This window comes from Aeromonas veronii (assembly GCF_040215105.1).
In the GTDB taxonomy this organism is placed as follows: domain Bacteria; phylum Pseudomonadota; class Gammaproteobacteria; order Enterobacterales; family Aeromonadaceae; genus Aeromonas; species Aeromonas veronii_G.
Map to the genome: position 1 here is coordinate 1123865 of NZ_CP157875.1, position 22841 is coordinate 1146705.

Below are 22841 nucleotides of genomic sequence, written 5' to 3' on the forward strand. Positions count from 1 at the left end.
ATCATGGCTAACTGTTTGTTTTGAAAAATCAAACTAGCACCCTGCCCATATGGGGTCAAACCCGCATACGCGCAAATGTGAGACGACCATGAGATGTCGTGCCCGCGGGGCGCACGCGCTCATCCATAACCCAAGCAGGAGGCAAACATGGGATCCCTGGTTTTGACGGTAGGTACGGGTTCCACCTGGGCGATGCGCGCGTCCATGGTACTCGGTCTGAGCGGACTGGCCTGGCAGGAGCAGGTGTTCGATCTGGAAGACGCCAGGGAGGTGGTGCGGCTGAAGCGGGTCTCGCCGACCGGGCTGGTGCCCTGGCTCGATGACGGTGAGCTGCGCATTCACGACTCCCTCGCCATCGCCGAATACCTGCATGAACGCTGTCCAGAGCGCCACCTCTATCCGGTGAATGTGGCCGAGCGGGCTCTGGCCCGCAGCCTCTGCGCCGAGCTGCATGCGGGCTTTGGCCAGATCCGCAGCCGCCTGCCGTTTTTCCTGGGAGCGCCAACCCAGAGTGAACCACCGGTGGAGGTGCTCGTCGAGTTGGCCCGGCTGCAGACCATCTGGTCACAGGCGAGGGGAGACTTCTACTTCGGCGAGGCGGGGATCATCGATGCCTTCTATGCGGTGATGGCCTATCGGTTGGCGAGCTACGGCATCGGGCTGCCCGGCCAGGCCGGTCTCTATCAGCAGGCCCTGCTGGCCTGGCCCCTGTGGCAGGAGACCTTGGTCAAGGCGCGGCTGCAATGGCCTGCAAAATCCCGCCAATCGTTGTGATGGCAGCATAAAAAAGGGGAGCCAATGGCTCCCCTTTTTTCATGGTCGCGAGCGTCGACTATTTGGCTCGGCCGGCGAAGACCACCACCACCTTGTCGGCCCCTTTCTCGCGCACGAAGCTGTAGGGGGCATCCGAAAGCTTCTTGTGGCTGCCTGCCGCCACCGCCGGGTGGGCTGCTCGGAACTGACCGAGGCGCTGCCAGTGCTTGACCAGCTCCGCCTTGTCGCCGCTCGCCAGTTCCTGCCAGTTCATGTCGGAGCGCAGGGCCTGATCGAACACGCCCCCATCCTTGGCCAGCCCGCGACCGGACTCATCCCCGTAGTAGAGCTGGATGCCGCCCGGCAGCAGCATGAAGCTGCTGGCGACCCGCCGCTGCAGCGGCACGTCCTGATAGTCGCCGAAGAACAGCTTGGTATCGTGGGAGCTGATGTAGCTCAGCACGTTGAACGCCGGATCCTGATTGATGCGGCTGGCATAGCTGGCGTAGGTGGGCTCGGCGCCAGCCAGGCACTGGGCCTGGGGCAGGGCGAACTCGCGCTGATAGTCAAAGTTGATCAGGGAATCGAAGCCGTTCTGGTACCAGAAGTCCTTGGAGACCCCGTGATCCCACACCTCCCCCACCATGTAGAAAGGCAGATTGTCGAGGGCCTTGGTGGGGTTGGCCGCCTTCCACTCTTGAAGGGCCGCCGTGCCTGCCTGCTTGAGTTTGGCCCAGACCGCCGGCTCCAGGTGCTTGACGGTATCGGCCCGGAAGCCGTCTATGCCAAAGCGGCGCACCCAGTCGGTGTGCCAGGCGATGAGATAGTCGCTCACGCTGGCATCGGGCAGCGCCTTGGCGCCGGTGTCTTTTTTGGCCGCCAGCAGCGGCGGCAGCCCCACCGGCCTGGTCGACTCGGTCAGGAAGTCCGGCAGGCCCGCCACCGCGCCCGTCACATCGTCGGTACCGGGTTGGGGATAGCCGGGCAGACCGGCCCGCACCCAGTCCGGGCCCCACCACTGGTTCCAGTCACTCGATTGATAGTCGATGAACTGGTTGTAGCCATGCCAGTTGAGGCCGCCGCTCGGGCGCCAGTCGTTCCAGCGGGCGGGGAGCTTGCCGGTGTTCTGGGCAAGGTCGGTGAGGCCGAGATCCTGCAAGTCCGCCAGGGTGGCATAACCGGCGTGGTTCATCACCACGTCGAGGATGATGCGCATGCCACGCTTGTGGGCCTCGTCCACCAGCATCCTGAGGCTCTCCTCGTCGCCATAGTTGGGGTCGATTTTGGTGAAGTCCAGCGCCCAGTAGCCGTGGTAGGCGTAGAAGGGGAAGTTTCCCTGCTCGCCGCCGCCGATGAAACCGTGTACCTGCTCCACCATGGGGGTGATCCAGATGGCGTTCATGCCGAGGCTCTTGATGTAGTCGAGCTTCTCGGTCAATCCCTTGAAGTCGCCGCCGTGCCAGGTGGCGACCTCATCCTGGCCATCCTTCTGGCGGCCGAAGCTGTGATCATTGCTGGGATCCCCGTTGTGGAAGCGGTCGGTCAGCAGGAAATAGACGCTGGCCTGATCCCAGTTGAAGGGTTCAGCCTTGGCCGCCGCCACGGGCTCGAGCAGCAAGAGACCGCCGCTCTCGGTGCTCGGGGTCAGGGTGAGCTTGCCACCCTTGACCACGGCCTCCTGTTTTGAATACGCATCCCGCAACCGGGTGCCATCGGGCCAGACCCCTGTCAATGAGACAGTGACCGGGCCACCGTCCCAGGCGATGCAGGGCTCCTCCGGTGGCTGACGCTTGAATTCGCTCTTCTTGGTGGCTCTGAGCACCTTGAGGCTGGGGGTATCCGGGTTGAAAGTGAACTCGTAGTCTCCCGCCAGCATGACCCGCAGGGTGAAGCTGTTCTCCTTGGCGCACTTGTCCATGGGTTGGGCGGTGCCAAAGGGGAGCGCTTTGTTTTCGCTCGGGCCGAAGCTGGTGCCGCAACTGTTGGCGGCATCGCCGATGCGGATCTGGTGGCTGCCCTTGTCGAGTTTGTGGGTCAGGCTGACGGTACCCTGGTCCAGCGCCAGTTCCCCGGCGACCGGCTTGCCATCCACATAGAGCTGCACTGGTGAAGCCGCCAGAGCCTGACTGGCAAACAGGGGGGCAGCCAGCAGGGCGAGCCAGAGGGGCGAGGGGCGAGGGGCGAGACGCATAAGCCATTCCTTGAGCTGAGAGTGAGCGAATGAAATTCCGTTGAGCGCTCATTCTAGGGGGCCGAGGGGAGGGGCTGGATCGGGAAAATCCCGATTTGTGAGGTGAGTTCAAATGGTTACGTTTTCAAGCTCGGGAAACTGTGATGACTGCCCAAAGATGGCAGCCATAAAAAATGCCGGTCCATGGACCGGCATTTTTTGGGGGCGGGGGATCGTCAGACGGTGAAGAACTTGAAGTTGACGAAGGCCACCGCGATGAAGGAGGCGACCATGCCACTGACGCAGAGCACCGCCGGGCGCAGGGCGGGCCAGCGATGGGTCAGCAAGATGATGGCCAGCAGGGTCGGGTAGAGACCGAACATGTAGCGGGGCATGGCGTTGAGCCCGGTCATCAGCGGTATGGTGCAGCAGATGAACATCAGGGTCGCCTCGGCCCAGCGCTTCTGGCTGAACAGGTAGAGGTTCAGACACCAGCCGAAGATCACCATGATGGAGAGGTAGGCCTTGCGACCACCGAGCTCGAATCCGCTCAGCCACCAGTCCAGCGGGCTATCCATGTAGCGGCCCCAGGCCACCTGGATGTGCTTGAAGGCGAAGGCATCCCCGGTGAGGTGATACAGGAAGACCATGTAGGAGAAGAGGCCAAGCGGGATGAGCCAGATGCTGAACACCACCTTGAAGGCCCGCTCGGTGAAGCGGAAGAACTCGCGCCAGCCATAGGCCTGCAGTGCCAGGATCAGCACCGGGAACACCATCATTACCCCGAGGTTGCGGGTGCTGGAGATGAAGATGCCGATGACGCCGACCAGCAGCCACTGCTCACGGTAGGCGAACAGGAACATGAGCAGCATGAAGAGCATGAACATGGACTCGCCGTACCCGGAGACGAAGTAGGCGGAGAAGGGGGAGAAGGCCAGCAGCCAGACCCCGAAACGGGCGGTATCATCCCCCAGCTTGAGCTGGCGCAGCACCAGCAGCATGGCCGGCAGGGAGAAGAAGAAGGCGATGTTGGTCACCAGCATCAGGCCGATCAGGCTCTCGACGTTGAGCAGGTTGGAGAGACCACCGGACAGCATGGGGTAGAGGGGCATGAAGGCCCAGTTCGCCGCATTGCCCTTGCTGAGCCAGCGAGGGTAGAGGTCGTAGCCGTTTTCGATGATGCGCTGGAACCAGACGCAGTCAAACTGGCAATAGGCCTGCAGCGGGCCGATACCGGGGGCGCCGTAGAGCTGGACGCCGAAGTAGCCCATGCCGTAGAGGGCGGCCCGGCTCAGTACGAAGGCGGCGATGATGATCAGCCAGTCGCGGCCGCTGATGGCCAGGGACGGGCGATAGGGTCCCGCGGCTGCGGGAACGGGTGTTGTCATGTCATTCATCAGGCAAATACCCAGACGCGAGAGAGAAGGTAGGTGAGTATGGTCACGGCCAGGGTGGCAATGACCACGGGCAGCAGGCCGGAGAGGCCGGCAAACAGCAGGCCGCTCAGGAGCAGGTTGCGCACCGCCAGGGAGAAGAGCGCCACCAGCAGGAACTTGCCGGCCGCCCCCTGCTTCTGGAAGGTGATGTAGCGATGGCCGAAGAAGGAGAACCAGAAGGCCACCCCGAAGGCGAGGGTGGTCACCAGGTGTTCGGAAATATCCGGCCAGTTGTGAAACAGCGCGAACGAGGTGCCCAGATCGACGAGGGTAGCCCCCCCGCCGACGAAACCGAAGCGAACCAGACGCCAGAATTCCTCGCGGGAGATCATTGAGGCGCCGGCTCCTGCTTGTCCTGCTGTTCGGCGCCATCCTGTGGTTTGCCTGCATCAGCTTGTTTGTCTTTGGCGTACTGGCCGTAGACCCCCTCGATGAGGTAGACAGGGCGCTGCTTCACCTCGACGAACATGCGGCCAATGTATTCGCCGATGATGCCAAGGGAGAGCAGCTGGATGCCGCCGAGGAACAGCATCACCGACATCAGGGAGGCGTAACCGGGGACGTCGATGCCAAAGAACAGCACTTGGGCCAGGATCTTGAGGATGTAGAGGAAGGCGATGAAGGAGACACCGACCCCCACATAGCTCCATACCCGCAGGGGCCAGCTGGAGAAGCTCATCAGCCCATCGAGGGCGAAGTTCCACAGTTTCCAGTAGTTGAACTTGGTCTCACCGGCGTGGCGGGCAGGGCGCTCATAGGGCACGCCCACGGCGCGGAAACCGGCCCAGGCAAACAGTCCCTTCATGAAGCGGTTGCGCTCCGGCAGTAGCTTGAGGGCCTCGACCACCTTGCGATCGATCAGCCGGAAGTCACCGGCGTTCTCCGGCAGCTTGGTGCTGGTGGAGAGCGCATTGAAGAAGCGGTAGAAACCACCGGCGGTGAGGCGTTTCATCGGAGTGTCGGCGCTGCGATCCACCCGGATGCCGTAGACGGTGTCATAGCCACCGGTCTGCCACAGTTTGACGAATTCCAGAATGAGGGCGGGGGGATCTTGCAGATCCACGTCCATGGGGACGATGGCATCGCCCTTGGCCTCATGCAGGCCAGCGGTCATGGCGGCTTCTTTACCGAAGTTGCGGGCCAGGTTGACCAAGGTAACGCGGGGGTCGCGAGCGATGGCCTGTTCGACCACCTCGCGGGTACGATCGCGGCTGCCATCGTTGACGAACACGATTTCAAGCTGGTCTTTGAGCGGGGCCAGTTCGTCATCTATCGCGCTAATGAAGGCGTCTATGCTCTCTTCCTCGTTATAAACGGGCACGACCAGAGAGAGTCGAAAATCGGCATGCGACATGGGAACTTCCTTATTAGAAAATCACGTTTAACGGCTGATTTTTAGATTTTTGTCTTCACTGTGCCACGGTCAGGCGCACGGACTGCACGTTGAGTGGCGTCGGGGCAGACAGAGCCAGGAAATTGGGGCGCTTGGGATCGGCGGTCAGGGAATCCCCCGGCAGGCTGAGCCGGATCTCGTTGATGCCCGCCTTGGCCAGTTTGACAGTGGTGGTGAAATCGTGGCCCAGGGCCACCTTGAGCAAGGCCCCCGCTTCCGGGCTGTTGATCCGCGCCTGGATGGTGAGTTGTTCTGGTTGCGCCTGCTGCTTGGGGAGGACGAAATAGAGGCCGCCCTGACCACTGAGTTCGGTCCCTTCGGCGCTCGGTTTCTTGGCCCAGCCTTCGCTTGAGAGGAAGCGGCTCGGCTTGGTCAGGTTGAGTTCGTTGCCCGGCTGGTAGGTCATGCTGGAATTGTGTTCCCAGAAGCGGGTCTTGCCTTCTAGGTAATAGAGCTTGTAAGCCAGGCTCACATTGGGGTGAGCGGCCAGATAGAGGGTATAAAGATAAAAGCCACTCAGTGCCATGATGGCTGCCAGAAAACCGAACTTTTTGTAGGTCATATTACTCACTCGACGCCTGACGGATGGGTAGGCAGATTTCGCGCATATGCTAATCCAATTGCAAAAAAAGCATAGTGGATCACAAAAATATATTTGCTCACATATTAACCCCGATAACCCTGCTCGCCAAATGCCATTAGGGAAACGGATGGCACCTCTCTCTTCACCTTCTGCTCATGTCATGCCGGAGGCTTACATGGCTGAGAGATTATCAGTCAACTGACTGATTTTGCTCATTGCTGTGGCAGGAACTGTCGTCATTTGACCGCCGCAGCGCTAAGATAGCGCGCTTCGTCGTCAAGGATGACTCATGAGACTGCCCCTCCTTTGTCTGCTCTGTTGTCTGCCGGTTTCATCCCCGTGGGCGCAATCCCTCTGTTCCTCCCCCCTGCGGGTCGGTTTCGATGACTGGCCCCCTTACCACTATTATCACCAGCAGGGTGGCAAGCGGCAGTTGCGCGGCTTTGCGGTGGACTATCTCAATGCCATCGCCACTAGGCTGGGCTGTCGCCTGACCTATGTGGAGCGTCCCTGGAAGCGGGTGTTGCAGGACCTGGAACAGGGCAGGCTGGACATCGCCATGGAGGCTTACTTCTATGAGGACAGGGCCCGCTATGCCTGGTTCTCCAAGGCTTACAACCCTGGGCGTACCCGGCTCTGGGTTCGCAGTGCCGACATGGATGACACGCCGGATCTGAGGCGCTGGCTGGCCAAGGGGCATCAGCTCGGGGTCACCAAGGAGTTCTACTACGGGAGCGGGGTGACCGCCCTGCTGCAGGATTACCGGCATCAGGTGAGCGCCGTTAATGATGCGCAAAACTATCGCAAGCTGCAGCTTCGGCGGATTGATGGGTTTCTCGGGGATAGCCTGGCGACCCCCTGGGGTCTGAAGAGAGAGGGGCTGGAGAAGGGCATCAGTCCTCACGGGATGTCGGTTTATGAGATGCCGACCTATTTCATGCTGAGCAAGCAGACTCTGTCGGCTGATTTTGTGGCGAGATTTGATCAGGCGCTTGGCGACGTCAGCCGGAGTGCGGAGCATGGGCAGATATGGCGCCGCTACGCCCTGGCCCGTTAGCATCAGGTTGTCGCCCGCTGGCAAAGTCATTGCCATTCACGCATCATGGGTGCCTGACCGCGGCGCCTGACAGGCCAAATTGAACCGATTTGAGGTAAGCATGGGGAAGAAGCATTGGCTGGCATTGGCAAATCTTATCTGGCTCGGCTGCTGGCCGGCGGGGATGGCCCATGCCAACACGGAACAGGTCGTGGTGGCCAGCCCCGGTATTCAGCACGACTGGTATCAGGATAGCGAGGCCGAGCAGGCACGTCAGGAGCTGGAGAGCCAGCTGCAGGAAGCGGTGCTTGCCCAGTTGCATCCGGATTTCTACCGGCTCTGGCAGCAGTTGCAGAAGACCCCGAGCGACAAGCGCGGTGCCCTCTACGATGAGATCTTTGCCAAGCTGGCTCGCTTCCAGCAGGCCTGGCGTGCCATGGATCTGGTCGCCCGTGAGCAGATGCAGACCCAGAAGCTCAATTTGAACAAGCCCCTGACCGACGTGCCTGAAGGTGACAATCTGCTGGACCGGGTCAAACAGCTCAGACCCCAGGTGGCCGAGTACGACGCGGTGCGCGAAGAGGTGCGCAAGTTGCTGGCCATGCCCATGGCCAGGCAGTGGCCCAGCCTCGACATACCGACCCTGCGTGCGGGGGAGAGCTCGACCGAGCTTGGCCAGATCCGCGCCATCCTCAATGCGTTGGGGGATGGTGCCCCGAGCGATGATGAAGTCATCTACGACGACGCAACCGAAGCTGCCATCAAGCAGTTCCAGCGCCGCCACGGCCTGACCGCTGACGGCATCATCGGTCGCCAGACCCGCTCCTGGCTCAATACCGGGCCCCAGGTGCGCGCCAGCCTGCTGCTGCGCAACCTCTGGCGCCGGGATCTGGTGGATCACCTTGCCAACCGCTACGTGCTGGTCAATATCCCGGATTACCGCCTGAGCGTGGTGGAGTCCGGCAACGAGGTATTCACCAGCCGGGTCATCGTCGGCAAGGAGCAGCGGGCCACCCCCATTCTCGCGAGCGAGATCCGCTCCATCGTCCTCAATCCCGCCTGGCACGTGCCACGCTCCATTCTGAGCAAGGACATACTGCCAAAACTCGGACGGGATCCGGCTTATCTGGATCGGGAGCAGTTCGAGGTGATCGACGGTGACGGCAATCCGGTGCAGTTCAGCGAGGATGGCTGGCACCATGCGCTGGCCTCCGGCTTCCCCTATCGCTTGCGGCAAAAGCCGGGCGATCACAACGCCCTCGGTCGCTACAAGTTCTATCTGCCGAACAACGATGCCATCTACCTGCACTCGACGCCGCGCAAGTCCCTGTTCGAGCAGGGGGCGCGCGCTTTCAGCTCGGGTTGCATCCGGGTGGAGCATGCGGACGATCTGGCGGAGCTGCTGCTGACCGATTCCCGCTATCAGCCGGACAAGGTCGCCAATATCTTGAAGTATACCCAGACCAAATGGCTGCCCTTGACCACCCCGATCCCGGTGTTTACCGTCTACTGGAGCAGCTGGATCGACGACGAGGGGCGCCAGCAACTGCGCAACGACATCTACGGATTTGATCGAGTCAGCTTCCAGAGCCGGCTGTTGTGATCTCAGCCACAGAGTGAAAAGCCCGGCCAGTGCCGGGCTTTTTCATGGCCGATTGTGGTTTGACATGGGGAGGAGCGCTGGGTAATTTCAGGCGTCGACATCAAGATTACTCATCAAATCCACTTAAATATGCGATGGACGGACCACGGATGCTGGAACAAGAGATAAGCCGACGCCGTCTGCTGCTGGGGGCCGGTTGCCTGATGGGCACCAGCCTGTTGTCGTTCCCCGCCATGGCGAGCCGCAGTACCTCGGGGCGAGAGTTGAGCTTCTTCAACCTCAATACCGGCGAGCGGGTGCAGGCCAGCTATTGGGAGAACGGCCACTATCTGACCGATGGGTTGGCAGAACTTAATCATATCTTCCGCGATTACCGCAGAAATGAAGTGTTTAATATCGATAAGAAGCTGTTTGATCAACTGTTTCTGCTGCAGCACAAGCTGGGGCGAAAAGGGGAAATCCAGCTGATCTCCGGTTATCGCTCCCCTCAGACGAACAATCAGAAGCGTCGCAAGAGCCGGGGGGTCGCCAAGCACAGCTACCATACCCTGGGGCAGGCGGTGGACGTGCGCATTCCCGGGGTGCAACTGGCCCACCTGCGCAAGGCGGCCCTCAACCTCAAGGTGGGTGGCGTCGGCTACTACCCATCCGACAACTTCGTGCACCTTGATACCGGCCCCGTCCGCAGTTGGTGATAGTAAGCGAATGCGGTCGCGCTGAGCCGTGATGGTTTCGTGTTGGGCTTCATTCGAAATCCACCCATGCTGGCAATCAGGGGGCGTCAACTGCTAGGCTCTGGTCACTAGCCAGAGGAGAGAGAGATGAAGCAGATCCTGATCGGGGGAATGATCGCCCTGTTGTTGACCGGTTGCAGCAAGCTGAACCGGGAGAACTACGACAAGTTGAAAGTGGGCATGAGTTATGCCGAAGCCAGTACCGTGCTCGGCAAGGCGGATCGCTGCGACGATGCGCTCGGCACCACCAGCTGCCTCTGGGGCAAGGATGGCAAGAACATCCAGGTGCGTTTCATCGCCGACAAGGCCACCTTCTTCAGCTCGGAAGGGATCAACTGAGGCGCATTCGTGCCGTCCCCCCCAATAAAAAAAGCGCCTTCCGGCGCTTTTTTTATTGGTCGTTATCCGCCCATTCTGGCCAGAAGCTGGCGTGCTCAGTGGGTGGCGTACTGGTAATTGAAGGTAGGCAGTCCCCACTTGAAACGTACCGCCAGCAGCCGCATCACGAAGCCGATCCCCAGGGCACCGAAGGCGGCCCAATCATTGGGGAGCCCCTGATCCAGCGCGAGACAGTAGAGCCCGGCCGTGACCAGGGAGACGGCGGCATAGAGCTCGCGCCGAAACACCAGCGGGATGCGTTGGCACAGGAGATCCCGCAGTACGCCACCGAAGACCCCGGTCACTACCGCCATGATGCAGGCGATGCCGGCACCGTGCCCCATCTCCAGCGCCCGGGCCGCCCCGAAGATGGAGAAGACCACCAGTCCCAGCGCATCCAGCGCCATGAACAGCTTGCCGAGATAGCGCATCAGGGGGGCCGAGATGACCCCGACCATGGCGGCGCCCGCCACCAGCAGCACATATTCGGGATGTTCCACCCAGAGCAATGGGTAGTGCCCCAGCAGCACGTCCCGGATGGTGCCGCCACCGATGGCGGTGGCAGAGGCGATGATCACTACGCCAAACAGATCCATCCGTCGCCGACCCGCCGCCAGCGCGCCGGTCATCCCTTCGGCCACCAGGCCGAGCAAGAAGAGTGCATGTAACATGAGTAATACCAGGGGACGAGAAAGGACCGCATCCTAACAATCCAGCAATGGCGCGGCAAGCATAGTCGACATTGCATTAGATTAAGTAATGAGAAGGGGGCTTTCGCCCCCACTTTAGGTTATGCCTGAACCGGTTAACGGCGCAGTTGTTCGGCCCGGTATTGATCCACCCACATGGCGGTGGCGCCGCAGATGGCGACCGGCATCACGAACAGGTTCACCACCGGAATGGCGGAGAAGAGGGTCACCAGGGCACCGAAGCTCAGGCACTTGCCACGACGCTGCTTGAGGGCGTCGCGCATGGTGGTGAAGTCGATCTTGTGGTTGTCGAACGGGTAGTCCACGTACTGGATAGCCATCATCCAGGCACTAAACAGGAACCAGAGCACGGGAGCCAGGGTCTGGCCCACCACGGGGATGAGGAACAGGATCAGGCAGCCGATGGCCTTGGGCAGATAGTACTTGAGCTTGGTCCACTCGCGGCCGAAGGTGCGCGGCACATCTTTGACCACGTCCAGCATGCCGGTGTCGCTCATGGTTTCGCCGGTGAGGATCTGTTCCACCTTCTCCGCCAGCAGGCCATTGAAGGGGGCTGCTATCCAGTTCGTCACCGAGCTGAAGATAAAGGAGAACACCACCAGTATTGTGATGAGGGCGATGGGCCAGAGCAGGTAGTCGAGCCAGCTGAGCCAGGACGGGATCTGCTGATGCAGCCAGGCAAACAGGCCGTCCAGCTGCAGTAGCAGCGCGTAGAAGGCGCCGGCGAACAGCACCACGTTGACCAGCAACGGGATCATCACGAAGGTGCGGATCCCGGGCTGGCGGATGAGGGAAAAGCCGCGCAGGAAGTAGTCAGCACCGCTGACCGAGTCTTTGACCATCTTGGGGGATTGGCTCATCTGAGCTCCATCTGTTAACGGGAAACTGCCTGCATATTACAAACAAGCTTTTGATTTGGTAAAGTCGCCTGCCCGCCTCTTCGACATTTCGTTACCCAGATAGGCCCTCATGCGTCTGAAATTGATTAAACTCGCCGGTTTCAAGTCGTTTGTAGAGCCGACCCGCATCGAGCTTAGCGCCGACATGACCGCCGTGGTCGGGCCCAACGGCTGCGGCAAGTCCAACGTCATCGACGCGGTGCGCTGGGTATTGGGAGAGAGCTCGGCCCGCCATCTGCGGGGCGAGAACATGACGGACGTCATCTTCAACGGTTCCATCAACCGCAGTGCCCATGGCCGCGCCTCGGTGGAGCTGGTATTCGACAACCCACACAACCGGGTTCCCGGTGAATTTGGCCGCTTTACCGAGATCTCGGTGCGCCGCGAAGTGCTGCGCGACGGCTCGAACCATTACCAGATCAACGGCCAGAAGTGCCGCCGCAAGGACGTGACCGATCTCTTCCTCGGCACGGGTCTTGGGCCTCGCAGCTACGCCATCATCGAACAGGGCACCGTCAGCCGGCTGGTGGAGTCCCGCCCTGCCGATCTCAAGCTGTTCATGGAGGAGGCGGCCGGGGTCTCCCGCTACAAGGAGCGGCGCCGGGAAACCGAACAGCGCATCCGTCATACCCAGGAGAACCTGGAGCGGCTCGGCGATATCCGTGGCGAGCTCGGTTCCCGTCTCGAGCATCTCAAGGCCCAGGCCGAGACTGCCGAACGCTACAAGCAGCTCAAGCAGCGCAGTCGCGCCGCCCGTGCCGAGCTCATTGGCTCCGAATTGTGGGCGCTGGAGACCCGTCTTGGCGACGCCAAGAGCGAGTTGGCCCAGGCCGAGCAGGCACTGGCGGCCCTCGATGCCAAGCGTACCGCCGATGAAGGGCGCCACGTCACTCTGTCGGTGGCGCGTCAGGAGGCCCAGGCCGAGCAGGCTAGCCGCCAGCAACAGATCTTCCTCGGTGGTCAGGCCATCGCCCGCCTCGAGCAGCAACAACTGCATCAGACCGAACTGGGCCGTGACTGGCAACTGAGACGGCAGGCTTTGGCTACGCGTATAGAGGAGATCAAGGTCCAGCTCGCGAGTCAGCAGGCACAGCTTGCCGAAGGTGTCCTCAAGGGGGAGCTGGCCTCGGCACGCCTCGAGCAGTGTGAGCAGTTGCTCACGGACCAGCAAGGGCTGCGACGGGCTGCCGGCGAAGGGGTGGAACAAGCGCGCCAGCAACAGCAGCAGTGGCAGCAGCGTATCGGCGAGTCGCAGGGACGGCTCAACCAGACCCGCGTCGAATTGAGTGGTCTGCAGGAGTTGCAAGCCAAGACCCGGCTGGCTCGTCTCAAGCTGGAAGATGAGCAGGGCGGCCCCCTCGGTGGGGAGGGCGAGACGCTGCAGCCCAGGCTGGATACGCTGACTGCCGAACTTGAGCTGAGTCGTGTGCGCTGCGCCGAACAGGAGGCACAGTGGCAGGAGGCAGTGGCCCGTCATGAGGAGTGCAAGGCCAGGCAGAGCGAGCAACAGGGCCAATTGCGGGAGCTGGAGGCGCGCCTCACCACCCTCAGCCAGATCCTGGGAGAGCAGATGCAGGGAGATACCCTGGCGGATCGACTGCAGGTCTCCCCCGACTGGGCCCAGGCCCTGGACAAGGTACTCGGCCGCTGGCTCACCGCCCGGCCGGCGGATCTGTGCAACTTTGAGCAAAACGGACTCTGGATTGGTCCGGCTCAGGTCCCGGTGCCGGGAACCCTGGCGGCCCGGATCGAAGGGGCGCATATTCCCGCCTTCCTCAACGCGATCTGGCTGGTGGCAAACCGGGAGGAGGCGCAGACCCGCCTCGCCGGGCTTGGCGCCGGTGAGTCCGTGCTTACCCCCGAAGGCGACTGGTTTGGTTCTAACTGGGCCGATCTTGGGGAGGGTGGGGCCCTCGGTACTCTGGCGTTGCTCGGAGAACGTGAGCGGTTACACACAGAATTGAATGCGAGCCGCCAGGCGCTGGCTCATCTGGACGAGGAGTTGAGGACGAGGGATGGGACGCGCGCGAGCTTGCACAGTGCCCTCGAGCTAAGTCAGCGCCGCCTGCGGGAACAAGAGCAAGAGTGGCAGCAACTGCGAGAAGCCTGGAGTCTGCAGGAAGGTCAGCGTCAGGCGCGCTTGCAGCGTTTGGGGCTGCTCGGCGAAGAGCTGGCTCGGCTCGATAAGGAGCAGGCAGAGGAGGCACAGCGCGCCGTCACCCTGTCCCAGCGTCTCGAACTGGAAGAAGCGCAACTGGCCGAGCGGCAGGAGCAGGGGGAGGCGCTTGCCGAGGCACTGCAACTGGCCCTGGAGGGCGTTGGTACGGCGGAGCGAGGGCAGGAGGAGGCGCGGCTGCGGCGAGAGCAGCAGCAGGCCGACTGTCAGCGTCTGCAATTGGAGCAGCAAAACCTGTCGCAGCTCATCGCCTTGCGCGAACAGGAGCTATCTCGCCTCGGGCTGGAACTGGCGGAGCTCAAGGGGCCGGATGCACAGGCGCTGCAGGATCTCTCCCCGCTGCTTGCCGAGCAGCAGCAACTTGAAGCGCAGCAGCTGGCTTGCCATCAGCGGCTCAGCGAACTGGAACGGCAATTGAAGGAGCTGGATCAGGCGCGCAGTGCGGATCACAAGCAGCTGGTGACCCTGCAGGAGAAGCTGGCCCAGCTTCGGCTTGAGCGAGAGCGCAACCTGACTCGCCGTCAGGGACTGCACGAGCAGTTCGAGGAGCTCGGGGTGCGGCTGGTGGATCTCGATCAGGCCGTGCTGATCGCCGCCGATCGCGGCAAGTTGCGTCAGGAGATCCAGACGCTGGAGGCGCAAGTGGAAGCGCTTGGGGCCATCAACCTGGCGGCTCTCGAGGAATACGAAGAGGCGAAAACCCGCTCAACCTACCTGGAAAATCAGTGCCAGGATCTGGAGCAAGCGCTCGAAACCCTGAGCCAAGCCATTAAAAGAATTGATAAAGAAACACAAATACGCTTCCGCGACACTTTCGATAAGGTCAACGAAGATTTAAAATCCCTCTTTCCAAAAGTGTTCGGGGGAGGCAGTGCCTGGCTCGAGTTGACCTCGGATGATCTTTTGGAGGCCGGAGTGAGCATCATGGCAAGACCTCCGGGCAAGAAGAATGCTACCATTGCCCTGCTTTCCGGGGGGGAGAAGGCGTTGACGGCCCTTGCGCTGGTCTTTGCCATCTTCAGACTCAATCCAGCGCCCTTCTGTCTGCTGGATGAGGTAGATGCACCGCTCGACGAAGTGAACGTGGGTCGCTTCTGTTCTCTTGTCAAAGAGATGTCGAGCACAGTACAGTTCGTTTACATCAGTCATAATAAGGTCTCCATGGAGATGGCTGAGCAACTGATAGGCGTCACTATGCAAGAGCCCGGGGTTTCTCGCATAGTGTCGGTCGATATCGGTGAAGCCGTCGCTTTGGCTGAGCAAAACTAGAAAGAGAAGCAGCTAATGCAGGAATTGCGTTACATCTTGGTTGCCCTGGGCGGAATTGCCATTGCGGCATTGCTCATTCACGGGTTGTGGAGCAACAGAAAGAACCGTCAGGCACCGATCAAGGAAAAACCCCTTGGCCGGATGGAATCCAAGTCGCGGGAACGTGACAACGATGCGTTTGACAGCGATGGCATCGGTCAGGTGCGGGTGGTCAGTGGTGGCCGTCGTGCCGAACCCAAGCTGCGTGGCGATGAAGCCCGCCAGCCGGAAGCCATCCGCCGTGCACCCGCCCCCGACTTCGACGACGAGGATGATGACGCCGACCTGCCGCCCCCTGTGGTTCGCAAGCCCGCTCCCCGTCCGGTCGCGCCAGCCCCTGCTCCCGCCTATGAGGAAGAGGAGTATGATGAGCCGAGCCCCGAGCCCGTCGAGGAGGCCCCTGCCGCGCCGGTACGCAAGCCTGCCCAGGTCATTCGTCGCACCCCGGTACACAGATCCCGTCCTCAGCGTGAGCCCATGATGCAACCGCTGGATGAAGAGCCGCTGGTGGAGCCGGCCTATGCCCAGGCGCCGACCTTTGGTGCCCGTGCGCCAGCTCCCGAACCTCAGCCCCGTCAGGCCGCCCCCGCTCCTGTTTATGAAGAGCCGGAGTATGATGACGAGCCCGCCTACGAAGAGCCCGAATCTGCCCCCATGCGGGAACCGGTCGAGAAGATCTGGCAGGATGTCTATGTCATCAACCTGATGGCGCGTCCCGGTCAGGATCTGCAAGGGGCGACCCTGCTCTCTTCCCTGCTGGCGCTTGGCTTCAAGTTTGGCGAGATGGACATCTTCCACCGTCACGAAGACTTGGGTGGCAAGGGGGAAGTGCTCTTCTCCATGATCAACATGGTCAAACCGGGCACCTTCAACCCCTATCGCATGGAACAGTTCAGTACACCGGGCGTGTCCCTCTTCATGCAACTGCCCCTGCGCAGCAACGCCGCCTTCGCGTTCGAGCACATGTTGCAGGCCGCTGACCAGCTGGCGAGCGATCTCGATGCCATGCTGACCGACGCGAGCCGCAGCCCGCTCAGCGACGATGACATCGCCCGCTATCGTCAGGAGCTGGCGGCTTACGAGGCCAGCCGCGACTGAGCCTCTGTTGTCTGAATTGAAAAATGCGGTACCTGGTACCGCATTTTTGTTTGTGCGGTTAACTTATTATTCCAACCACAGTCCGAGACTTCCTCATGAGCGACATCCTCTCCCGCCACCGTCAACTGTGTGATCTGCTGACCGAGTACGGCCATCAATACTATGTGCTGGACAACCCCACGGTACCGGATGCCGAATACGATCGCCTGATGCGCGAGCTGCTGAGCCTGGAGGCCGAGCATCCCGAGCTGAAGACGCCGACCTCTCCAAGCGCCCGGGTCGGCGGCCAGCCGCTCTCGGCCTTTAGCCAGGTGCGCCACGAGATCCCCATGCTGAGCCTGGACAACGTGTTCAGCGACGAAGAGCTGCAGGCCTTTGAACAGCGCATGCGGGATCGCCTCAAGCGCGAGGTACGCTTCCAGTTTTGCTGTGAACCCAAGCTCGATGGCCTCGCGGTCAGCCTGCTCTATGTGGACGGTCAGCTGGTGCAGGCCGCCACCCGGGGGGATGGCGCCACGGGGGAGGAGATCACCGAAAACGTGCGCACCATCAAGGCGATCCCCCTGGCTCTGCGCGGCGCGGGCTGGCCTGCCCGGCTGGAGGTGAGAGGAGAGGTCTTCATGCCCAAGGCGGGATTCGAGGCGATGAATGCCAAGGCGCTGGCCGCCGGTGAGAAGGTGTTCGTCAACCCGCGCAACGCGGCGGCGGGCAGCCTGCGCCAGCTCGATTCGCGCATCACGGCTAGCCGCCCTTTAAGCTTTTACGCCTACGGTGTCGGGGTTGGTGGGGACGAGCTGGGGAATTCCCACTTCGGTCGCCTGACGCAGCTCAAGGAGTGGGGATTGCCGCTGAGCCCGGAGGTGAAACTCAAAGAGGGGGCCGCCGGTTGCCAGGCTTTCCATGATGACATTCTGGCCCGCCGTGGGGATCTGCCCTACGAGATCGACGGTGTGGTCTACAAGGTGGACGACATCACGCTGCAACTGGAGCTCGGTTTCGTCGCCCGGGCCCCGCGTTGGGCCACGGCCCACAAGTTCCCCGCCGAGGAGGAGATGACCCTGATCGAGAACGTGGAGTTCCAGGTCGGCCGTACCGGCGCCGTGACGCCGGTGGCCAAGCTCAAACCCGTGTTCGTCGGCGGCGTCACCGTCTCCAATGCCACTTTGCACAACGCCGACGAGATTGAACGCCTCGGCGTCATGATCGGCGATACCGTGATCGTGCGCCGGGCGGGGGACGTGATCCCGCAGATCGTCGCCGTAGTGGAGGCCAGGCGCCCGGAGGATGCTCGCGAGATCCTCTTCCCCACCCAGTGCCCGGTGTGTGGCTCGGCGGTGGAGCGGCTGGAGGGGGAGGCGGTGACCCGCTGCTCCGGCGGTCTCTTCTGCGAGGCTCAGCGCAAGGAGGCGATCAAGCACTTCGCCGCCCGCCGTGCCATGGACGTGGACGGCCTCGGCGACAAGATAGTGGAGCAACTGGTGGACAAGGGGCTGGTGAAGACGCCGGCAGACTTGTTCGGTCTCACCGCCATTCAGCTCGCTGACCTCGATCGGATGGGGCCCAAATCCGCCCTCAACCTGGTGGCCGCCATCGATGCGGCGCGCAGCACCACCTTGCCGCGCTTCCTGTTTGCCCTCGGCATTCGTGAAGTGGGCGAGGCGACGGCGCTCAATCTCGCCAACCATTTCCTGACCCTGGATGCCTTGCGTGCAGCCAGCGTGGATCAGCTGCTGGCGGTGGCGGATGTGGGGGACGTTGTGGCCAAGCATGTCTACTACTTCCTGCGCCAGCCCCACAACATCGAGGTGCTGGATGCCCTGCTGGCGGCCGGCATCCACTGGCCGGCCATCGAGAAGAAGGAGGCAAGCGAGCAGCCGTTTGCGGGCAAGACCTTCGTGCTGACCGGCACCCTCACCCAGCTGTCGCGTAATGATGCCAAGGCGGCGTTGCAGGCGCTGGGGGCCAAGGTCGCGGGTTCCGTCTCTGCCAAGACGGATGTGCTGGTGGCTGGTGAAGCGGCGGGATCCAAGCTGGCGAAGGCGCAGGAGCTCGGTATTACCGTCTGGACGGAAGAGGAGTTGCAGGCAGCACTTCAGTCCTGAAACCTGGCGTTACAATACGACAAACCCGGCCGATGGCCGGGTTTGTCGTATTCAAGGGGCAATCGTTGCCAGAGTCAGTCGTGCCATTGGGTCTTGGCTTGCCATTTGTCGGGGAGTTGGAGATGCCAGCGGGCCAGTTCATCACGGCTGAATACATACTCCCCACGTATGGCGGCGCGGGGTGACAGGGCGCCGGGAGAGGTGCCCGCCAGGATGGCGTTGGTCAGTTCGGCGGCTCGCTCCCCCTGGGCGTGACCATTGAGTACCAGGCCGCCGATGGCCCGTCCCTTGCCCACGGAGAACTCCCAGAAGGAGAACAGGGGCACGGGGCTGTGCTGGCTGGTCCACTCCAGCACCTGTTGCTCGCTCACGTGCTCGCCCCGCTCATCCACCAGCGTGTGGTAGAGACCGATGAAGAGGGCCCCGTAGCCCTTTTCCCGGCTGCTGAGCACGGCCTCTTGCCAGCGCCGGAAGTCATTGAGCTGCTGGTTGCTGACCCGGGTATGCCCCACCCGTGGTTTGGGTTGGTCATTGAACTCATCCGCGATGGCGGTGCGGGATACCTCGCTCTGATCAAACAGCACCAGGGCCTTGTCGATCCCCCCCATCAGCTGACTCATCTCGCTGATGTTGCGCTTGAGCAAGGGCCGCTCCAGCACGCCGGTGATCCTGGGGTGCCCCACCAATCCCTTGTGACGGGGATTCTCGTTCATGCCGAGGAAGACCACGGGGGTGCCTGCGGTGGCGATGCGTCGGGCGAGGGCGTTGATGGCGTTGTCGTCCCCAAGCACCACCAGATCCGGTTTGCGTTGCCGGTAAGCCGCCATCGCCTGTTCGGTGATAAGGGGCATCGCCGCAGTAGGCTGACGCTTGGTGTCCATGTAGAAGTAGTGGACGTGATGCCCTTCCTTGAGGTGTGCCTGCAGGCTGGCGCTGTAGGTTTGATCCCACAGGTTGTCCGGGTGATAGCTGCTGATCACCAGAACCTCGGCCGCCCGAAGCGGCAGCGACAGCAAGAGTGTGAACAGCAACATCACCTTGAACACTTGAATTTCCCTCTGGAGGAGACTGTTCCCAGTATGTGTGTTTTGTCCGGCGGATGCTTCGGTCAATTGTTGTCGGATGATGCCATTCTCACCCAGGGTCACCGGATCCGCCCCAGCCCGCCCCCCGTCTGGGGTTGGTTGTTGGGGGCTCTTTTGACGCTGGTTGTGAACTGCGCCACTCCTTCCAAAACCTGATGTGGATCAAGAAACAGGGGGCGGCTTTGGTGCCTAATAGACACCACATATAGGTATGAACTCTAATTTTAACCCTATATGTTGTGTTATTAAGCTGTGCATAAGTCGTTGTCTCCCCAGTGTCAGCCCAGGCGCCAAGCCTCGGCTGCCTTTATTTGCGCCGAGGACAGAGCGTGGGGGAGGGAGCCTATCAGGGTGAGCCAAGGGTGATAGCCTGGCCTTTAACGCGGGGAATAGAGATGAAACCGGTTGTGATAAAACGTGATGGATGTCGCGCGCCATTCAATGCCCAGTTGATCGCCGAGGCGGTGAGCCGGGCGGCGGCAGCAGTCAGTCAGGCCAATCCCGGGCTGGGTGAGCAGGTGGCGACCGCCGTCAGCCTGGAGCTGGAAGGGCGGGCCGAGGTGGACATCCACGAGATCCAGAACCGGGTCGAAAATCATCTGATGGCCTCCGACGACAAGGCCATCGCCCGTGCCTACATCGAATACCGTCATGACCGGGATCTGGCCCGCGAGGCCCGTGGTCGCCTCGCTCAGGATATCCGTGGTTTGGTGGAGCAGACCAATGCGGCCCTGCTCAACGAGAACGCCAACAAGGACTCCAAGGTGATCCCGACCCAGCGGGATCTGCTGGCGGGCATCGTCGCCAAGCACTACGCCACCAGCAACATGCTGCCCCGCGAGGTGGTGCAGGCCCACGAGAGCGGCGATCTGCATTTCCACGATCTCGACTATTCCCCTTTCTTCCCCATGTTCAACTGCATGTTGATCGATTTGCAGGGGATGCTGACCCACGGCTTCAAGATGGGCAACGCGGAGATCGATACTCCGAAATCCATCAGCACCGCCACTGCGGTGACGGCCCAGATCATCGCCCAGGTGGCGAGCCACATCTATGGCGGCACCACCATCAACCGTATCGACGAGGTGCTGGCTCCCTATGTGACCATCAGTTGGCAGAAGCATCGGGAAGTGGCCGAGGAGTGGGGCATTGCGGACGTGGATGCCTACGCCATGGCCCGCACCGAGAAGGAGTGTCACGACGCCTTCCAGTCCCTGGAATACGAAGTGAACACCCTGCACACCGCCAACGGTCAGACCCCCTTCGTCACCTTCGGCTTCGGCCTGGGGGACAGCTGGGAATCTCGCCTCATCCAGCGTGCCATCCTCGGCAACCGCATCGCCGGTCTTGGCAAGAACAGGAAGACGGCGGTGTTCCCGAAACTGGTGTTTGCCATCAAGGATGGCCTCAACCACAAGGTCGGGGATCCCAATTACGACATCAAGCAGCTGGCGCTGGAGTGCGCCTCCAAGCGGATGTATCCGGACATCCTCAACTACGACCAGGTGGTCAAGGTGACTGGTTCCTTCAAGACCCCCATGGGCTGCCGCTCCTTCCTCGGTGCCTACGAGGAAAATGGCGAGCTCATCCATGAGGGGCGCAACAACATCGGGGTGGTGAGCTTGAACTTGCCGCGCATCGCCCTGAAATCCCGGGACGAGGCGGACTTCTGGGACCGGCTGGACGCCGCCCTACGGGTCGCCAAGACGGCGCTCATGTATCGCATCAAGCGCCTCGACGGGGTCAAGGCCCGGGTCGCCCCCATCCTCTACATGGAAGGGGCCTGCGGGGTGCGCTTGAAAGCCGACGACAACGTTAGCGAGATCTTCAAGCACGGCCGCGCCTCCATTTCGCTGGGCTACATCGGGGTGCACGAGACCATCAATGCACTATTCGGTACCCAGACCCATCTGTTCGACAGCGAGGCGCTGCGCCAGAAGGCCGTCGACATCATCGCCCGGCTGCGGGCCGCGACCGACGAGTGGAAAGAGGAGACCGGTTACGGCTTCAGCCTCTACTCCACCCCGAGCGAAAACCTCTGTACCCGTTTCTGCCGCATCGATGCCAAGGAGTTCGGGGTGGTGGCCGGGGTGACCGACAAGGGGTACTACACCAACAGCTTCCATCTGGACGTTGAGAAACAGGTGAACCCCTACGACAAGCTGGACTTCGAGGCAGCTTATCCGCCCATCGCCAACGGCGGCTTCATCTGCTACGGCGAGTACCCCAACATCCAGCACAACCTGGAAGCGCTGGAGAACGTCTGGGACTACAGCTACGACAAGGTGCCCTACTACGGCACCAACACCCCCATCGACGAGTGCTACGACTGCGGCTTCACCGGCGAGTTCGAGTGCACCTCCAAGGGCTTCACCTGCCCGCGCTGCGGCAACCATGATCCGGCCAAGGTGTCGGTGACCCGTCGTGTCTGCGGCTACCTCGGCAGCCCGGATGCGCGTCCCTTCAACGCGGGCAAGCAGGAAGAGGTCAAGCGCCGCGTCAAGCACATGTAAGCAGGCGGCCAAGCAATGAGATGGCTCCTGATGATGAGGGAGCCATTTTTATTGGCGGACCCAGTGCCCGCGATGGGGGAGGAGAGAAGATGCATTACCACCAGTACTACCCGGTTGATGTGATCAACGGGCCCGGCACCCGTGCCACCCTGTTCGTGTCGGGCTGCGAGCACCAGTGCCCCGGCTGCTACAACCAGAGCACCTGGCGCCTCGACGGTGGCAAGCCGTTCGATGAAGCCATGAGCGATCGCATCATCCTGGATCTCAACGACACGCGCATCAAGCGGCGCGGGCTGTCGCTGTCGGGCGGCGATCCGCTTCACCCCGCCAACGTGCCCTTTGTGCTGGCACTGGTAAAACGGGTGCGGGCCGAGTGCCCGGGCAAGGACATCTGGTGCTGGACCGGTTATCTGCTTGGCGAGCTCAGCCCGGCCCAGCGGGAGCTGGTCGCCTTGCTGGATGTGCTGGTGGATGGCAAGTTCGAGAAGGGGCTGGCGGATCCGGGTCTGCTCTGGCGCGGCAGCAGCAATCAGCAGATCCATGATCTCAACGGCTGGCGAAAAAGCGGGGAGCGGATCCCATGCCTGGTTTGCAGTTGAGGCCAAGGCTGTTTATGGTTAGGCCAAGCCCGAATCATCTTTAACGAGGAACCCTGATGAACAATCTGCTCAAGATCCTGCTGGCCATCTTCCTGCCCCCGGTCTGCGCCTTTATCCAGGTCGGTTTCAGCCTGCATTTCTTAATCAACATAGTGCTGACTCTGCTTGGTGGTTTGCCCGGCATGGTGCATGCGCTCTGGCTGGTGGTGACCGACAAGCGCGCGTGATGGAGTCTTCGTCCTGAACAAAGGCCAGCCTCGGGGTT

19 protein-coding genes are annotated in these 22841 nt (G+C 61.6%); 11 read left to right on the forward strand and 8 right to left on the reverse strand.

Annotated elements, in window-relative coordinates; genetic code table 11:
- Positions 1–147: 147 nt before the first annotated feature.
- Positions 148–774: a glutathione S-transferase gene (locus tag ABNP46_RS05355; protein ID WP_349921394.1), complete on the forward strand. Its 627-nt coding sequence runs from the start codon at positions 148–150 to the stop codon at positions 772–774.
- Positions 775–832: 58 nt separating this feature from the next.
- On the opposite strand, the gene ABNP46_RS05360 is transcribed toward ABNP46_RS05355, so the two are convergent.
- From ABNP46_RS05360 to ABNP46_RS05380, 5 genes are all read right to left on the reverse strand, one after another.
- Positions 833–2944, reverse strand: a complete 2112-nt coding sequence (locus ABNP46_RS05360; protein WP_349921395.1) for an alpha-amylase — start codon at positions 2942–2944, stop codon at positions 833–835.
- 215 nt (positions 2945–3159) lie between these two features.
- Positions 3160–4320, reverse strand: a complete 1161-nt coding sequence (locus ABNP46_RS05365) for a hypothetical protein (RefSeq protein ID WP_349921396.1) — start codon at positions 4318–4320, stop codon at positions 3160–3162.
- Complete coding sequence (locus ABNP46_RS05370) at positions 4320–4691, reverse strand: GtrA family protein (RefSeq protein WP_349921397.1); 372 nt, start codon at positions 4689–4691, stop codon at positions 4320–4322. Before ABNP46_RS05370 ends, ABNP46_RS05365 begins: the two co-directional genes overlap by 1 nt.
- Positions 4688–5713, reverse strand: coding sequence for a glycosyltransferase family 2 protein (locus ABNP46_RS05375; RefSeq protein ID WP_349921398.1), 1026 nt, complete (start codon positions 5711–5713; stop codon positions 4688–4690). Before ABNP46_RS05375 ends, ABNP46_RS05370 begins: the two co-directional genes overlap by 4 nt.
- Positions 5714–5768: 55 nt before the next feature.
- Complete coding sequence (locus ABNP46_RS05380; RefSeq protein WP_349921399.1) at positions 5769–6314, reverse strand: hypothetical protein; 546 nt, start codon at positions 6312–6314, stop codon at positions 5769–5771.
- Positions 6315–6624: 310 nt separating this feature from the next.
- On the opposite strand from ABNP46_RS05380, the gene ABNP46_RS05385 reads away from it, so the two are divergent.
- From ABNP46_RS05385 to ABNP46_RS05400, 4 genes are all read left to right on the forward strand, one after another.
- On the forward strand, positions 6625–7392 hold the full coding sequence (locus ABNP46_RS05385) for a substrate-binding periplasmic protein (RefSeq protein WP_349921400.1): 768 nt from the start codon (positions 6625–6627) through the stop codon (positions 7390–7392).
- A 100-nt stretch (positions 7393–7492) separates the two neighbouring features.
- Positions 7493–8974: a L,D-transpeptidase family protein gene (locus ABNP46_RS05390; RefSeq protein ID WP_349921401.1), complete on the forward strand. Its 1482-nt coding sequence runs from the start codon at positions 7493–7495 to the stop codon at positions 8972–8974.
- A 149-nt stretch (positions 8975–9123) separates the two neighbouring features.
- Positions 9124–9669 carry a DUF882 domain-containing protein gene (locus tag ABNP46_RS05395; protein ID WP_349921402.1) on the forward strand — a complete coding sequence of 182 codons (546 nt, stop codon included), beginning with the start codon at positions 9124–9126 and terminating at the stop codon, positions 9667–9669.
- A gap of 126 nt (positions 9670–9795) precedes the next feature.
- Positions 9796–10047 carry a DUF3862 domain-containing protein gene (locus ABNP46_RS05400; RefSeq protein WP_349921403.1) on the forward strand — a complete coding sequence of 84 codons (252 nt, stop codon included), beginning with the start codon at positions 9796–9798 and terminating at the stop codon, positions 10045–10047.
- Positions 10048–10142: 95 nt separating this feature from the next.
- Here ABNP46_RS05400 and ABNP46_RS05405 read toward each other — a convergent pair whose 3' ends face one another.
- Both ABNP46_RS05405 and cysZ read right to left on the reverse strand, forming a co-directional pair.
- Positions 10143–10757, reverse strand: coding sequence for a trimeric intracellular cation channel family protein (locus tag ABNP46_RS05405; RefSeq protein ID WP_042639652.1), 615 nt, complete (start codon positions 10755–10757; stop codon positions 10143–10145).
- A 134-nt stretch (positions 10758–10891) separates the two neighbouring features.
- Positions 10892–11656, reverse strand: coding sequence for a sulfate transporter CysZ (gene cysZ, locus ABNP46_RS05410; RefSeq protein ID WP_349921404.1), 765 nt, complete (start codon positions 11654–11656; stop codon positions 10892–10894).
- 109 nt (positions 11657–11765) lie between these two features.
- Between cysZ and ABNP46_RS05415 the strand changes: the two genes are divergently transcribed.
- The 3 genes from ABNP46_RS05415 (at position 11766) to ligA (ending at position 18379) form a co-directional block, all read left to right on the forward strand.
- The gene (locus ABNP46_RS05415) at positions 11766–15140 is read left to right on the forward strand and encodes an AAA family ATPase (protein ID WP_349921405.1); all 3375 of its coding nucleotides are present in this window, start codon (positions 11766–11768) and stop codon (positions 15138–15140) included.
- A gap of 15 nt (positions 15141–15155) precedes the next feature.
- Entirely contained in the window at positions 15156–16277 is a 1122-nt protein-coding gene (gene zipA, locus ABNP46_RS05420; RefSeq protein ID WP_349921406.1) for a cell division protein ZipA, read from the forward strand.
- A gap of 95 nt (positions 16278–16372) precedes the next feature.
- The gene (ligA, locus tag ABNP46_RS05425) at positions 16373–18379 is read left to right on the forward strand and encodes an NAD-dependent DNA ligase LigA (RefSeq protein ID WP_349921407.1); all 2007 of its coding nucleotides are present in this window, start codon (positions 16373–16375) and stop codon (positions 18377–18379) included.
- Positions 18380–18453: 74 nt separating this feature from the next.
- Here ligA and ABNP46_RS05430 read toward each other — a convergent pair whose 3' ends face one another.
- Entirely contained in the window at positions 18454–19413 is a 960-nt protein-coding gene (locus tag ABNP46_RS05430) for an ABC transporter substrate-binding protein (protein ID WP_349922389.1), read from the reverse strand.
- A gap of 446 nt (positions 19414–19859) precedes the next feature.
- On the opposite strand from ABNP46_RS05430, the gene nrdD reads away from it, so the two are divergent.
- The 3 genes from nrdD to ABNP46_RS05445 all read left to right on the forward strand — a co-directional run bounded on the left by nrdD (position 19860) and on the right by ABNP46_RS05445 (position 22803).
- A complete protein-coding gene (gene nrdD, locus ABNP46_RS05435) occupies positions 19860–21977 on the forward strand; it encodes an anaerobic ribonucleoside-triphosphate reductase (protein WP_349921408.1) in 2118 nt (705 codons plus the stop codon).
- Positions 21978–22066: 89 nt separating this feature from the next.
- A complete protein-coding gene (gene nrdG / locus ABNP46_RS05440) occupies positions 22067–22576 on the forward strand; it encodes an anaerobic ribonucleoside-triphosphate reductase-activating protein (RefSeq protein WP_349921409.1) in 510 nt (169 codons plus the stop codon).
- Between the two features lie 56 nt (positions 22577–22632).
- Entirely contained in the window at positions 22633–22803 is a 171-nt protein-coding gene (locus ABNP46_RS05445; RefSeq protein ID WP_041993510.1) for a YqaE/Pmp3 family membrane protein, read from the forward strand.
- Positions 22804–22841 lie beyond the last annotated feature (38 nt).